General features: G+C 64.7%; 16 protein-coding genes and 1 tRNA gene. 8 read left to right on the top strand and 9 right to left on the bottom strand.

Features of this window, described 5'->3' with window-relative positions; all coding sequences use genetic code 11:
- The 3 genes from Q8M82_RS22205 to Q8M82_RS22195 all read left to right on the top strand — a co-directional run.
- On the top strand, positions 1-579 hold a 579-nt coding region (locus Q8M82_RS22205; RefSeq protein ID WP_305693465.1), incomplete at its 5' end, for an electron transfer flavoprotein subunit alpha/FixB family protein.
- 129 nt (positions 580-708) lie between these two features.
- The gene (locus tag Q8M82_RS22200) at positions 709-1,605 is read left to right on the top strand and encodes a 3-hydroxybutyryl-CoA dehydrogenase (RefSeq protein WP_305693464.1); all 897 of its coding nucleotides are present in this window, start codon (positions 709-711) and stop codon (positions 1,603-1,605) included.
- 299 nt (positions 1,606-1,904) lie between these two features.
- Positions 1,905-2,462: an HNH endonuclease gene (locus Q8M82_RS22195; RefSeq protein ID WP_305693467.1), complete on the top strand. Its 558-nt coding sequence runs from the start codon at positions 1,905-1,907 to the stop codon at positions 2,460-2,462.
- 144 nt (positions 2,463-2,606) lie between these two features.
- On the opposite strand, the gene Q8M82_RS22190 is transcribed toward Q8M82_RS22195, so the two are convergent.
- The 6 genes from Q8M82_RS22190 to Q8M82_RS22165 form a co-directional block, all read right to left on the bottom strand.
- Positions 2,607-3,584, bottom strand: a complete 978-nt coding sequence (locus tag Q8M82_RS22190; RefSeq protein ID WP_305693463.1) for an aldo/keto reductase — start codon at positions 3,582-3,584, stop codon at positions 2,607-2,609.
- A gap of 182 nt (positions 3,585-3,766) precedes the next feature.
- On the bottom strand, positions 3,767-4,786 hold the full coding sequence (locus Q8M82_RS22185; RefSeq protein ID WP_305693462.1) for an extracellular solute-binding protein: 1,020 nt from the start codon (positions 4,784-4,786) through the stop codon (positions 3,767-3,769).
- Between the two features lie 99 nt (positions 4,787-4,885).
- Complete coding sequence (locus tag Q8M82_RS22180) at positions 4,886-5,818, bottom strand: alpha/beta hydrolase (protein ID WP_305693461.1); 933 nt, start codon at positions 5,816-5,818, stop codon at positions 4,886-4,888.
- A 26-nt stretch (positions 5,819-5,844) separates the two neighbouring features.
- Complete coding sequence (locus Q8M82_RS22175) at positions 5,845-6,954, bottom strand: ABC transporter ATP-binding protein (protein WP_305693460.1); 1,110 nt, start codon at positions 6,952-6,954, stop codon at positions 5,845-5,847.
- Positions 6,954-8,747, bottom strand: a complete 1,794-nt coding sequence (locus Q8M82_RS22170; RefSeq protein ID WP_305693459.1) for an ABC transporter permease — start codon at positions 8,745-8,747, stop codon at positions 6,954-6,956. The genes Q8M82_RS22175 and Q8M82_RS22170 overlap by 1 nt, the downstream gene beginning before the upstream one ends.
- A 633-nt stretch (positions 8,748-9,380) precedes the next feature.
- Positions 9,381-9,902: a disulfide bond formation protein B gene (locus Q8M82_RS22165; protein ID WP_305693458.1), complete on the bottom strand. Its 522-nt coding sequence runs from the start codon at positions 9,900-9,902 to the stop codon at positions 9,381-9,383.
- Between the two features lie 202 nt (positions 9,903-10,104).
- Here Q8M82_RS22165 and Q8M82_RS22160 point away from each other — a divergent pair.
- The 5 genes from Q8M82_RS22160 (at position 10,105) to Q8M82_RS22140 (ending at position 12,887) form a co-directional block, all read left to right on the top strand.
- A tRNA-Leu gene (locus tag Q8M82_RS22160) sits at positions 10,105-10,189 on the top strand.
- Positions 10,190-10,628: 439 nt separating this feature from the next.
- Entirely contained in the window at positions 10,629-10,838 is a 210-nt protein-coding gene (locus tag Q8M82_RS22155; protein ID WP_305693457.1) for a cold-shock protein, read from the top strand.
- 131 nt (positions 10,839-10,969) lie between these two features.
- A complete protein-coding gene (locus Q8M82_RS22150) occupies positions 10,970-11,200 on the top strand; it encodes a hypothetical protein (RefSeq protein WP_305693456.1) in 231 nt (76 codons plus the stop codon).
- A 115-nt stretch (positions 11,201-11,315) separates the two neighbouring features.
- A complete protein-coding gene (locus tag Q8M82_RS22145; protein ID WP_371126440.1) occupies positions 11,316-11,672 on the top strand; it encodes a response regulator in 357 nt (118 codons plus the stop codon).
- A gap of 204 nt (positions 11,673-11,876) precedes the next feature.
- Positions 11,877-12,887, top strand: coding sequence for a sensor histidine kinase (locus Q8M82_RS22140; RefSeq protein ID WP_305693466.1), 1,011 nt, complete (start codon positions 11,877-11,879; stop codon positions 12,885-12,887).
- Positions 12,888-13,227: 340 nt separating this feature from the next.
- Here the strand turns inward: Q8M82_RS22140 and Q8M82_RS22135 are convergent, their stop codons facing one another.
- The 3 genes from Q8M82_RS22135 to Q8M82_RS22125 all read right to left on the bottom strand — a co-directional run.
- Positions 13,228-13,410, bottom strand: coding sequence for a hypothetical protein (locus tag Q8M82_RS22135; protein ID WP_305693454.1), 183 nt, complete (start codon positions 13,408-13,410; stop codon positions 13,228-13,230).
- Entirely contained in the window at positions 13,400-13,576 is a 177-nt protein-coding gene (locus Q8M82_RS22130; RefSeq protein WP_305693453.1) for a hypothetical protein, read from the bottom strand. The genes Q8M82_RS22135 and Q8M82_RS22130 overlap by 11 nt, the downstream gene beginning before the upstream one ends.
- A 65-nt stretch (positions 13,577-13,641) precedes the next feature.
- A partial coding sequence (locus tag Q8M82_RS22125; protein WP_465248088.1) for an alpha/beta hydrolase family protein occupies positions 13,642-14,203 on the bottom strand: 562 nt, incomplete at its 5' end.

Genomic DNA, 14,203 nt, shown 5'->3' with positions numbered 1-14,203 from the left:
GAGCGGCCGATCTATGCCGGCAACGCCATCCAGACGGTTCAGGCCAGCGACGCCAAGAAGGTCATCACCGTGCGTGGCGCCTCCTTCGCCGCCGCTGCCGACGGCTCTGCCACCGCGCCGGTCGAGACCGTCGCCGCCCCGGCCCAGGACGGCTCCTCCAGCTTCAAGGGCGAGGAGGTCGCCAAGTCCGACCGTCCGGAACTCGCCTCCGCCAAGATCATCATCTCCGGCGGCCGTGCGCTCGGCTCGGCCGAGGCCTTCGGCAAGGTCATCGAGCCGATCGCCGATCGGCTCGGCGCCGCCATGGGCGCCTCGCGCGCCGCGGTCGATGCCGGCTACGCGCCCAATGACTGGCAGGTCGGCCAGACCGGCAAGGTCGTGGCGCCCGATCTCTACATCGCGGTCGGCATCTCCGGCGCGATCCAGCATCTCGCCGGCATGAAGGATAGCAAGGTCATCGTCGCGATCAACAAGGACGAGGAGGCGCCGATCTTCCAGATCGCCGATTACGGCCTGGTCGGAGATTTGTTCACGCTGCTGCCCGAACTCGACGCCGAACTCGCCAAGATCGGCAAGTAAGGGCAGCGACCGTCAGGGCGCGGCGCGCGGCCCATCGGACGCTGCGCTGCGCCCACGATTGATATATGAAGAGGCCACCGCGCGCGGCGGCCCGCATCGGCTTCCGGCACGGAGGCGGTGACACCGGAGATGGAACAGACCATGTCGGCTCAGGCGATCAGGACGATCGGCATCATCGGCGCGGGCCAGATGGGCAACGGCATCGCCCATGTGGCGGCCGTGGCGGGGTTCGAGGTGAGGCTGCACGACATCGCCGAGGAGCGCATCAACGCGGCGCTGGCGACGATCGACGGCAACATGGCCCGCCAAGTCGCCAAGGGCGCCATCGGCGACGAGATCCGCCGCGATGCCATGGCCAAGATCACCGGCGCGCCGAGGCTCGAGGGCCTCGCCGATTGCGACCTCGTCATCGAGGCCGCGACCGAGAGCGAGGAGACCAAGCGCAAGATCTTCACCGCCGTCTGCCAGCACATCAAGCCGGAGACGATGCTGGCCTCCAACACCTCCTCGATCTCGATCACGCGGCTGGCCGCCGCGACCGACCGGCCCGAGCGCTTCATCGGCATCCATTTCATGAACCCCGTGCCGCTGATGCAGCTCGTCGAGCTGATCCGCGGCATCGCCACCGACGACCAGACCTTCGAGCTCGCCAAGGAGTTCGTCGGCAAGCTGCACAAGACGGTCTCGGTCTCCGAGGATTTCCCCGCCTTCATCGTCAACCGCATCCTGCTGCCGATGATCAATGAGGCCGTCTACACGCTCTATGAGGGCGTCGGCTCGGTCGACGCCATCGACACCGCGATGAAGCTCGGCGCCAACCACCCGATGGGCCCGCTGCAGCTCGCCGATTTCATCGGCCTCGACACCTGCCTCTCGGTCATGCAGGTGCTGCATGACGGCCTGGCGGATTCCAAATACCGCCCCTGCCCGCTTCTCGTGAAATATGTCGAGGCCGGCTGGCTCGGCCGCAAGACCAAGCGCGGCTTCTACGACTATCGCGGCGAGAAGCCGGTTCCGACGCGCTGAGCAGACCCTCCTCCTGATCACAACGCACCGTCATCCCGGGCGGAGCGAAGCGTAGACCCGGGATCCATTCCGGAGCCTCTCCGAACGGCGTTCCCGCACCGTTCCCGCATCGGCGCGGCTGCGCCGCTCGTCCGGGATCACGGCCTCCTTGGCGTCGCGGGATTTGCGCCTCGGTCATTGGCGGCGGGCGTAACGCCGCACCCCTTCACATTCCTGTCGTGCCGCGCTTACATTGATGCCCGTGCGGGATTCGTCTCGCATGTGAAAGCGGAGGTGCGGCGGGTTTGACGGCGCATGTGATGCATCCGATGGCCTCGCCGGATGGTTGTCCGGCGCTGGTTCTCAACGCCGATTTTCGGCCCCTGAGCTATTATCCGCTCTCCCTCTGGAGCTGGCAGGACGCGATCAAGGCGGTCTTCATGGACCGCGTGAACATCGTCTCCGAATACGACACCGTCGTCCGCAGCCCGAGCTTCGACATGCGGCTGCCCTCGGTCGTCTCGCTGAAGACCTATATCAAGCCCTCGCGCACGCCGGCCTTCACGCGCTTCAACGTCTTCCTGCGCGACCGTTTCGCCTGCCAGTATTGCAGCGCCCGCGACGAACTCACCTTCGACCATGTCATCCCGCGCTCGAAGGGCGGGCTCACCACCTGGGAAAACGTCGTCGCCGCCTGCTCGCCCTGCAATCTGCGCAAGGGCGACAAGATGCCGGCCGCCGTCGACATGTTCCCGATGCAGAAGGCCTACGCGCCGACGATCAACGACCTGCACCGCAACGGCAAGCTCTTCCCGCCGAACTATCTGCACGAGAGCTGGCTCGATTACCTCTACTGGGATTCCGAACTGGAGCCTTGAGGCGCGCCGGTCTCGCTGTCTCGCACCCCACAACAGCGCCATTCTGATCATCGCTCGCGAGCAAAAGCTGACCGACGGCGCTGGAAGGGCACGGGACTTGGATGTAGCCGGACGCAGGCGATACTGTCCTGGAACTCGTAGGAGTCAGATCGAAACCCGCTTCATCTGCGCCGGTGGATAGCGTGTGCCGGCGACATTCTCGCCCCTGAAGGCTGCCGCAAGCGCCGCGATCGTCGGCGCCTCGAGCGTGATCTCGACGGCATGGGCATTCTGGTCGAGCCAACGCCGCTGTCGCGTGCCGGGCAGCGGCACGACGAAGGGCCGCGTTGCTAGGAGCCAGGCGAGCGCGACTTGGGCGGGCGTACAATTCGCCTGCGCCGCGGCCTCGCGCAGCGCTGACAGCAGCATGAGATTGCGCTGCAGGTTCTCGCCCTGAAAGCGCGGCATGTCGCGACGACGGTCCTGGGGGCCAAGTTCATCGAGGCTTTCGATTGTCGCAGTCAGGAAACCGCGTCCAAGCGGGCTGTAGGCGACGAAGCCGATGCCCAGATCGTCGCAGGCATCCAGCAGGCCAGCCTCGGGGTCTCGGGTCCAAAGCGAATATTCGCTTTGGAGGGCAGCGACCGGATGTACCGCATGGGCCCGCCGCAGCGTCGTTTCCGAGGCTTCCGAAAGCCCGATATGGCGGACCTTGCCGGCATCGACCAGCCGCGCCATCGCGCCGACGGTGTCCTCGATCGGAACGGTCGGATCGATGCGGTGGACGTAATAGAGATCGATGGTTTCGACGCCGAGTCGCCGGAGACTGGCATCACAGGCCTGCGGCACATAATCGGGCTTGCCGTTTACGTCGGCGGTGCCGTCGGGCCGGCGGATGTTCCCGAACTTGGTCGCCAGCACGATCCTGTCGCGAATGCCGCCGATGGCCCGGCCGACCAGCTCCTCGTTCGCGCCGAAGTTGTAGGCATCCGACGTGTCGATCATCGTCACGCCGCGCTCGACGGCCCGGTGGATGGTCGCCACGGCCTCGGCCGGGTCAGGCTCGCCGTAGATCGGCGTCATGCTCATGCAGCCGAGCCCGATGGCGGAAACCTCGAGCGATCCAAGCTGGCGGGTCTGCATGGGGATGGTCCTTCGCGAGGATGATCGGGAGCCGCACCATCATTCCGGACAAGCCGCGAAGCGGCGCCGATCCGGAATCCACCATAGACCGCACTGTGTCCTACAATGGATCCGGATCTCCGCTTCGCTACGTCCGCGATGACGGATGCGGTTTTACTGGCGATTTGGGCGGACCCAACTGCTCACTGGAAGATCTCGTTGAACTTCTTCTTCACGCCGGGCCCTGATTTGCGCAGGTAGTCGTAGTCGATGCTGATCAGCTTGATGTCCTTGACGTCCGGGCTGCCCGCCGGCGGGGCGATGTCGCTGCGGGCGGAATAGGAGCCTTCCTCGGGGAAGAGCTTCTGCACCTCATCGGAGATCATGAACTCGGCCAGCAGCTTGCCGGCGTTGGGGTTGGGCGAACCCTTTACCACCGAGGTCGGCGACGGGATCACATAGGTGCCGTCGCTGGGATAGATCGTCTCGATCGGGTGGCCGTCCTTGCGGTCTTCGGCCGCGTAGGAATCGAGAGCCCCCGCCGCGATGACGCGTTCGCCGCGCTTGATCATGTCCGAGACCTGCTGGTTGCTCTGGACGATCATGATGTCGTTCTGGCGCAGCTTCTCGTAATAGCCCCAGCCCTTCTGCTTGGCGTTCATGCCGATCACGGACAATTGCAGCGAGGTGAAGGACGGGTCGGTCATCACCTGCTTGCCCTTGTATTTCGGATCGAGCAAGGCATCCCAGGTGCGCGGCACGTCGGCGCCGCTGATCTTGTCGCTGCGGACATAGATCGTGATGATGTTGAGGCGCTGCGCGATGAAGCTGCCGTCGGCGGCCTTGGCACCCTCCGGGATCTTGTCGAAATTCACCGGCTTGAACGGCACGAACATGCCCTGCTCGCCGAGTTCGGCCGCGGCGGCCGGGTCCGAGGTCGTCAGGACGTCGGCGTTGATGCGCCTGGCCTGGTTCTCCTGCAGGAAACGCCGCAGGATGGCCGAGCCGCCGGAGCGGAACATCTCGACCTTCACGCCGTACTTCGCCTCGAACATCTTGGCGATCTTCTGGCCGGTCTCGACCGGGGTCGAGGTGTACCAGACGACCTTGCCTTCCTTCTTCGCGGCCTCGATGTCGGCCTTGTCCTGCGCCCGGACGAGGCCCGTCAGCGCGAGCATGATCGCGGCGGTGAAAGCGGCTTTCGCCAGTATCGGCCTGTTCATCTCAATCCTCCCTGGATCGACGCTTCATGGAGCCGGCGAAGCCCGGCCATCGGCGGCGGCCGGGTTGGCTCCCGGCTCGCCGCGCTTTGATCTTCGACGTCATGCGCCCGTATAGATCGGCTCCGGCTGCTCGAAGAAACTGCGCAGAATATGGTAGCACATCATGTAGTTCTTCTGCTGGAACGAGGCATGCGAGATGCCCCTCATCACGGTGAATTGCTTGTCGGGATTAGGCAGCGCTGCGAAGAAATTCGCCAGATCGTCAAAAGCGGCGATGCCGTCATACTCGCCGCGCATGATCAGCGTCGGCATGGTGAGCTTGGCCGGGTCGGTCAGCGGCAGGCGCGAACACATGTCGACATAGGTGCCCGTCGGCATCGAATCGTCGAGCGCCAGAATCGCATCGGCAAAGGCCTCCACGGTCGCATGGTCGGCCGTGCCGGGGTGGTCGCGGTTGAAGATCGAGTGCACGAAGGCGCGGTCGATCGGCCGGCGCTTCATCGCCTGGAACTGCGGCAGCTTCTTCTTGCGTTCCTCCAGCGTGGGCGCGCCCTCGCCGGTCCAGACGAAGGCGTCGAGCGCCAGCCGCCGCACCCGCTTCGGGTGGCGCTCGGCGAAGGCTGCTGCGCGCAGCGCGCCCGACGAGATCCCGTACACGAAGAAGGGGCCGTTGCCGCGTAAGCCCATGATGTAGTCGGAGGCCGCCTTGAGATCATCGGCGCCGTCAGCGATGTTGCTGGTAATGTCGCGGGTCTTGGTCGAGCGGCCATAACCCTCCATGTCGACGCACCAGCAGTCGTAGCCCTGTTTGGCGAACCACTCCATCACGGAGGAATCGGGCCGGCCGGGCACCTGCAGATCGAAGGTCGGCTGCGAGGCCATCGACGAACCGTGGACGAAGAGGATCGTGCCCTTCTCGTCGGAGGGTGTGCCGACATATTTCTCGAACAGGAAGAGATCGACATCCGCGCCCTTCTTGGTCCAGTGCTCCTCGGCCTTGATCGGCGCCTGCGGTGTGATGTGCTGGTTCATGTCGGTCTCCGGGTCGCAAGAGAGGTTCAGGCGGCCGATGCGATGGCGCCCGCCGCGGGTTCGCGCGGGAACAGGCTGCACTGGCTCGGATCGATGACGATGCCGACGCTTTGGCCGACGGGGAATTGCTGGAGCGGATGAGTCTGGACGCGCAGCATCCGTGCCTCCGGCAGGGCGACGAGATACTCGCAGATGTTGCCGAGGAAGGTCTGCTCGGTCACCGTGCCGTTGACAGTTCCCGTTTCGGCGGTCAGCCGGATGTTCTCCGGCCGGATCGCGATCTCGATGGCCGCGCCGGCCTCGATTCCGGTCTGGCGCGGCGCAATGAGCACGAGCCCACCATCCGCTTCGATCTCGGCGCTCTCGCCGCTGATGGCGCGGACGCGTCCGGGAACGAGATTCACCAGCCCCATGAAATCGGCGACGATGCGGTTGGCCGGCTTGTTGTAGACCTCGAAAGGCGAGCCGAACTGCTGCAGTCGCCCGGCATGCATCACCGCGATCTGGTCCGACAGCGCCAGCGCCTCGGACTGGTCATGCGTGACATAGATGAAGGTGATGCCGGTGCGCCGCTGCAACTGCTTGAGTTCGCTGCGCATCTTCTCGCGCAGCTTGGCGTCGAGATTGGACAGCGGCTCGTCGAGCAGCAGAATGTCGGGCTCGACCACGAGCGAGCGGGCCAAGGCGACGCGCTGCTGCTGGCCGCCAGACAATTCGTTGGGAAAGCGCGCCTCGAGCCCCTTGAGATTGACCAGGACGAGCGCCTGCTCGACCTTCTCGCGGACCTGCGCCGAGGAGAGCTTGCGCAGCTTCAGACCGAAGGCGATGTTTTCGTAGACGGTCTTGTGCGGCCAGACCGCATAGTTCTGGAAAACCATGCCCATCCCGCGCGCCTCGGGCGAGACCACGCCGGCCGGTGAGGACACCAGACGGTCGCCGACATGGATCGAGCCCGTGTCGGGCGTGACGTAACCCGCGATGAGCCGCAGCGTCGTCGTCTTGCCGCAGCCGGAGGGCCCCAGCAGCGTGATGAACTGGTTGTCCTGGATCGCGAGGTTGAGATCCTGCAGCGCCGGCATCTGGAGATGACGCCCGCCATAGCTTTTCGACAGCGATGAAATGGTGATGCCGGCCATCAGGCGGTTCCTCCAGGTGCGGTCGAGATTTTGGCAGCGGGTGCTTTGTCGGGATCCTTGCCGATGCCGCCGCCGCCGATCTTGCGGGCAATCGCGATCGCGACCGCGATGATGGCCATGTTGGTCATGGCGAGTGCGGCGACCGGCTCGGTGTAGCCGGTCTCGTAGAGGTTGTAGATCGCGACCGCGAGCGTCATCGAACTCGACGAGAACAGCAGGATCGAGGCCGAAAGCTCCTGGATGACCGGTACGAAGACGAGCAGCCAGCCGGCGAAAAGCCCAGGGCGCATCAGCGGCAGGGTGATCTCCTTGAGCGTGTGGACCCAGCTCGCGCCGAGGATGCGGGCGCTCTCTTCCAGCGTCGGGTCGATCTGGCGCAGCGAGGTGTTGGCGGCGCGCACGCCGAGCGGGATGTAGCGGCCGACATAGGCCAAGAGCAGGATCGCCAGGGTGCCGTAGAGCGCGATCGGCATCGACAGCCAGAACTGGATCAGTGCCACCGCCATGACGATGCCGGGCAAGCCGAGCGGCACGAGCGCCGCATAATCGAGGAACTTGCGGCCGGGAATCTGGGTGCGGATATCGATCCAGCCGATGATCGCGCCGAGAAACACCGCCACCGTCGCCGCAACCGTCGCCAGCCCGAGCGAATTCAGGATGGCCCGCTGCGTCACGTCGTATTCGAACAGCACGAACTTGTAGTGCTGCAGCGTCAGCCCCTGCCAGAAGTTCAGCCCCCAGGACTTGGACAGCGACACGGCGATCAGCGTCGCATAGGGCAGCACAATCGAGACGAAGAAGACCAGCACGCAGAAGCCGAAGAGCGGCCATTTCGCCCAGCCGAGATCCATCAGCTGCGGACGCGCGCCCTTGCCGCCAAGCGTCACGAAGGAGCGCTTGGCGAGATAGGAGCGCTGGAGATAGAGCGCCGCAATGGTGATGACGACGAACAGCAGCGACAGGGCCGAAGCCAGACCGTACTGGGCCGGATAGTCAAACAGCGAGTAGATCCGCGTCGGCAGGGTGACGATACGGCCGGGCAGGCCGATGATCGCCTGCGAGCCGAACAGCGCGATCGCATTCACGAAGGCGAGCAGCACCCCCGACAGGATCGCCGGCATCACCAGCGGCGTGGTGATCGACAGGACGGTCCGCCATTTGCTCGCGCCCAGGATCTGCGCCGCCTCCTCATAGGAGGCGTCGACCGATTGCAGCGCGCTCGATGCCAGCAGAAAAACGTAAGGGAATGTGTGAAGCACCGTGACCAGCACGAGGCCAGGCATCGAGAAGATGTTGAAGCCAAGCCAGGGCAGCCCGACCACGTCGCGGAAGAAGACGTTGATCAGCCCGGCATTGGTGCCGAACAGGTTGACGAAGGCGATCGCGGTCAGGAACGGCGGGGACAGATAGGACAGATTGGCGGTCAGCGTGATCAGCCCCTTACCCGGCACGTTGGTGCGCGCCACGGCCCAGGCGAGCGGCAGTCCGAGCAGCAGGCTGAACAACCCCGTCCAGGCACCCAGCATCAGCGAATTGAGCAGGGCCTGCAGGTAGAGCCGGCCGGAAAGTGCCTCGCGAAAAAATTCGAGGGTAAAGGCGCCGTCGCTCCAGACGCTGCCGATGAAAAGGAAGGCGAGCGGCAAAATCACCAGCACGAACAGGGCGAAGATCGCCCCGCCCATGACCAGGCTTTCGAGCGTGAACAGCCGCGAAAGGCGCGATTGGGGGCGGGCCGTCGCGTAGCCTGCTGCGCCGCCGGGAATGCTGAGTTGTCCCAGGGCGGCCTGGCTCACAGCCTTGCCCCGTTCGGCGCGGCGGTCGGCCGCGCGCTGTCGCCCGCTCGATGCGGACGGCGCTTCCTATCGATCATTGGCCGTTTCCTGAAACAGATCTGATGTCTGATGATCAGGGCAGCCTGACAATTGGTTTGCGAGCTGTCAACCAATTCGTCTGGGTCTTGCAAATTCTGCAGCGACCGATCTTGAGGGCGAGAATGTGGGCCAAATCACGGGTCATTGCGCGCCGCATTGGTCGACCAATCACAGATCTGGCGGGATCCGGAGGCAAATCAGACAGGCCCGAAAACACGACGACGCGCCCTGGCCCGAAGGCCGGGACTTCATCACCCACGCGATCCGGTCTCGCGCCTCTCGCGCCAATGGCAAGCTGCCCACCGAGCCGCCTTCATCGAAGCAACTTGGAGCGCCGCTCGGCGATGCGCTCGCGGTCCTCGAAACGGCGGCGCCGTCACTCGCATCGCCGGCAGCGGCACCTTTGTATGCGAGCGCGAGACCATCTCTCCTTTGGTCAAGCCCCAGCCCAGGCGGCCAGCCCGGCCGAGATCATGAAAATGCGGCTCCTTGTCGAGCCGCAAGGCCCGCGCGCTGGCGGCGTTGCTTCCGTGGGAGCGTCACACGCGCCCCCGCTCAGACGCGCGCCCTGCCCCTCAGGCCGAGCACAGCCAGCGCCAGCAGGCCGAGCGAGGCCAGCGCGTTCCAGCCCGCGAGCGACAACCCCAGCCAGCGCCACGCCGCTTCCGTGCAGGCGATCACCCGCGTGGTCTGGAGCTGCTTCATGAAGTCCTGCACGCCCGCCGCCGCCGGTGCAGCCGCTCCGCCGCAATCGTTCGGGCCGGCGAACCAGCCCCATTCGACGCCGGCATGATAGACGCCGAGCCCGGCGCTCCAGGCCATCAGCGCCGCGAGCCCGAGCAGGACGAGCCCTTGCAGCCGCGGCGAACGCGCCAGCACCAGCCCGGCAGCGGCGAGGCCGATCACGGCATAGTGCGGCAGGCGCTGCTCGAGGCAGAGCTTGCACGGCCTCAGCCCCACCACGATCTCGAAGAACCACGCGCCGGCGATCAGGGCGAGACAGGCGAGACCGACGAGCGCGATCACACGCCGCGGCGTCGGTCCGGAGCGTTGCGCGGCAGAGGCGGAGAGGGTCATCGGCAGGCTCGGCGGGCGCGGTCGGAGCACGAAGCAGGCGAGCCCACCCTGCGGCCCGCTTGCGGCCGAAATACAGCAGGAGCGGCACGACGGCAGCCCTGTCGCCGATCACATTTCAGGCGCGGCGCCGCTTTGCTCCCCACGCCAGCGCCCTGATTGACCCGTCGCAGTCGATCGCTATAGTCCGGCCCGCCCGCAAGGGGCCCCTGTGGCGGAATTGGTAGACGCGCTCGACTCAAAATCGAGTTCCGCAAGGAGTGCTGGTTCGATTCCGGCCAGGGGCACCATCGCTTTGTCAGCCACATGCGTCCCAGCTTGAGGGGCATGGGATTGCGCGGTTGGACATCCGCTTTCGGCAAATCCAAGCACTTGAAACGGCAGATGAGCTTCTCGACCTGACGCGGGCGGTCAACTCCCGGCTGGAACGATTTTGCGCAGGCCTTTGTCCATTTGAGAGGCCAATGATCTACAGGACGAGAAGGAAAATGATGCGCTGCCGTCTTTATTTCTCGTTGGATTGGCGACAATCCTGAAATCAGGAACCAGTTAATCATTGACATGATCCGCCATAGAGGCTAGTCTATCTCTCGTCGATATTTGCTTGGACGGTCGGTTTTATTTTCGCGCTTTGCGCGACTTAGATAAACTCCCCCTTTCGAAATCGTTCTGAACTCGTTGCGCAGTCGCGTGGCGAGCGACGGGTCTTGCCAAAAAGGAGGGTTTCTCATGACCACCGGCACAGTGAAATGGTTCAATTCCACCAAGGGTTTTGGCTTCATCCAGCCTGATGATGGCAGCCAGGATGTGTTCGTTCACATCTCCGCCGTCGAGCGCGCTGGAATGCGCGATCTGCAGGAAGGCCAGAAGCTCGGCTTCGAAGTTGCGCGCGACAACCGGTCTGGCAAAATGGCCGCCGAACAGCTTCAGGCCGCATGATCTGACGGTTTCGTCGAAGATGACCACGGATGTACTGGCATTTTCGGCACGCGTCATTCGAGAAAAGGCCAAGCATCGCTTGGCCTTTTTTTATGCCTCCACGAATAGCGATCAACAGAAGGATGACGGGCATGGCTGAGCATTCGAAGCAGCGCGTGGATGCCGACAACAATTTTCTCAAAACCCAAACCCAGGCACTCGCCCGCAATCGGATCACGGCGGAGTCAGACAGCGTCGCCGAGCTCCGCGATGCGAATACCGCGAAACTCAGGCAGTTGCGTCTGGCGAAAGAAGCCTCCGATCGAATGGTCGCGCTCGCAGCTCCCCCCAAAAAGGCACGCAAGAAACCGGCTCGCATCTGAACTCATGATCAGATCGTCATTTCTGTAGCCTGCTCAGCGCATTGCGGGGCCACAACAGGATCCCGCGCAACCAAATGGCTGCTGGGCAGTTGCCGTCATGCACCCCGGAGCTGTTTTGTCCAAAATTGTCGTCCTCGTCGTCGAAGATGAACCTCTGATCCGCATGAATGCGGTCGCTATGATCGAAGACGCGGGATATGAGGTGATCGAGGCCGACGGTGCAGATCAGGCCATCGCCTGGCTCGAAGCTCGCTCGGACATCAGGGCGGTTTTCACCGACATCGAAATGCCAGGATCGATGGACGGTTTGAAGCTGGTTCACGCGGTTCGAGAGCGCTGGCCCCCTGTTGTTCTGATCATGGCGTCGGGGCGGATCACGCCACCCGCGTCGCAGATGCCCACGGAGACCGTGTTCATCCCCAAACCCTATACGGAACAGCAGGTGCTCCGCGCGCTGGCCGGGATCGGGTAGCAAGCGGTCGCCCTGCGCTGCAGCCGGCTTTGCCGCTCCCTGTCTCCGTAATTCATCGGCAGTTGGCGCGTTTGCACCGGTATGCACCGGTTCATCGTGCAGTCATCCGACCTGCTGAAAAGAGCTGGCGTCGGTTTTGCGTTGGTCCCATGGCATGCGACAGTCCACGCTACGGCGCAGGCAGACGACAGATTTGGAATGTTGATGACCACCACGGCGGAAGCATTGAAGCCACTTCTCTGGGAGCCCAAGAATCTCGTGCGCGCCATTGAAGCGGCCGGGGTTACGCTCTGGTCGTGGAACGTCGATACCGATGCGTTGGCAATGGACGACCCTGCTTATGACTTGTGGGGAATCCCACGCGGCACAGACGTGAGCTTTGAAGATTTGTCGGCCCATATCCACCCGGCCGATCGCGATCGGGTCAGAGCAGCCTTCACAGCGACGCGAGCAATCGTCGGCGCCTATGAGATCGATTTCCGCATCATGATCGGCGACGAGCTCAAATGGATTTCGGCGCGAGGGCAAGGCGACGATGCAGGCATGGTCAAGCGGATCATGTTCGGCATTTTCATCGATGTCACCGGACGCAAGCAGGCCGAGGAAGGCCGCGAGCTTCTTGCCGGCGAAATGAGCCACCGGGTCAAGAACCTCCTGGCCATAGCCTCTGGCCTGACCGCCATCACATCGCGCTCGACGACGACGACGAGCGACATGGCCCGCGAACTGACCCTGCGGCTGACCGCCCTGGGTCGCGCTCACGATCTCGTCCGGCCAGTTCCCGGCCAAACCGAAGCAGCCTCGGCGCTGCTCGGCGACCTGCTGACCGTGCTGCTTGCTCCCTACGACGATCTGGGAGCGTTCAGCGGGCGGATTCGGGTCTCGGTCCCCCGCATGAGGGTCGGCGAATCGACAACGACGATCCTGGCGTTGATCGTGCATGAACTTGCGACAAATTCGCTGAAGTACGGCGCATTGTCCGTCGATACAGGTACACTCGACGTGTCATGCTCGTCGCAGGACGAGGCCGTCACGGTCGTTTGGACCGAGACGGGAGGGCCCAAGGTCCAGGCGCCGACGGGCGCCGCCGGCTATGGGAGCAAGCTTGTCGAGCGCAGTGTCACCGGTCACCTGCGTGGCACGATCAAATACGACTGGGCGCACGATGGTGTCGTGGTCACGTTGAAAGTAGACCCAGCGCGCCTCGCTGCGTAGGTTTTCCGGCTGGGAGCGGCACAAAATTGACATGCTCCACGCAATGCGCGGCGCGGGAGAATGTTACCCAGGGATTGTCTGCGGATGCCTGTGCCGCCTCGATCGCGCGATGACCATGAGACGGCACGTCCGACGCGCGCGGCGACGTGCTCTGGTCCAGCCCGGGCGAATGCGACCCAAACTGTAGCGCGAACCTCCGGCTTCACTTGTCCGCCCCACCCGTTCGCGCACCCGGCGCAGCAAGCCCTGGCGCTTCGGTGGGAAGTGGCAGGCCATTGGACCTTCGACCAAAAATTTCAATGCCGGCCAGACACACCATCACGACGATCGAACGGGACGATCACCCCCAGCCCTCCGAATCGTCCTCGTGCCGGGCCTCCCATTTCTCGATCGCCTCGATGAGGCCGATGAGTTCGGCCTCGTCTTCGGAGCCCGGCGCCGGATGGCCGAGTTCGGCGACTCGCTCCAGCGCCCGCTCGTAATCGTCCGCGCAGCGCACGATCGCCTTGCGTTCAAGGATCATCCTGGCCTCCCTGGCTGAGCGCGGGGTGGTTGCGCGTCTCATAGGCGACCATCGCGGCGCTGATGGCGAGAAACTCGTCCTGCTGCGGCCCTTCGGCCGGATCATCGCCCAGCGCGGCCAGCCGGGCGAGGGCGGCATCGTAATCCTCGCTGGTCTCGATCGTCATGGCCACGGCCTCCGCTCGGCTTCAGTCAGAAAAACCGGGGACGGCGCGGATCGTTCCCGCGCATCCTATCGCATCAGCCCCGCTGCCCGCAGCGCATCAGCGATGACCTGGCCCGGCCCGGAGGCCGCGGGCTGAGGCACCAGGGGTCGAGCCGTCCGAGGCGGCCGGATCGCGGCAGATGACGCATCCGCGCCTGGCGGCGCAGCAACGGCAGCGACGGCGTCGGCGATCTGCCAGAAGGCCGCGATGTGCCGGGTCGAGGAGATGCCGGCCCGCAGCATGTGCGGCCCCGGCACGCCGATCCCGTCGCCGCCATCGATCGGCGTGCCATGCCCGAGGCCGGCCACCGTGAAGGCCTCGATCCGCTCCGCTCCGGCGCCATCGCGCCAGACACGGCGCCGGTGAGGCCCGATCGACAGGGTGTCGGACGGGCTTTCGGCCAGCCCGTGGAGCTGCCGCCACTGCGCCAGCACGGCCTCGCCATTGGCCGGCACGACCGTGGCGTCGTGGGAACCGTGCCAGATCGAGAGCCTGGGCCAGGGGCCGGCATGGGGCGAAGCCGCACGCACCGCGCGCAGCAGCGCGGCGTCAGGCGGCAGGCCCTGCCCGCGCATGCGCTCCAGCGCC

The organism is Allobosea sp. (assembly GCF_030694325.1).
Lineage (GTDB): Bacteria > Pseudomonadota > Alphaproteobacteria > Rhizobiales > Beijerinckiaceae > Allobosea.
Note: the sequence above shows the minus strand (reverse complement) of the source record. Positions and strands in the feature narration are given on the sequence as shown.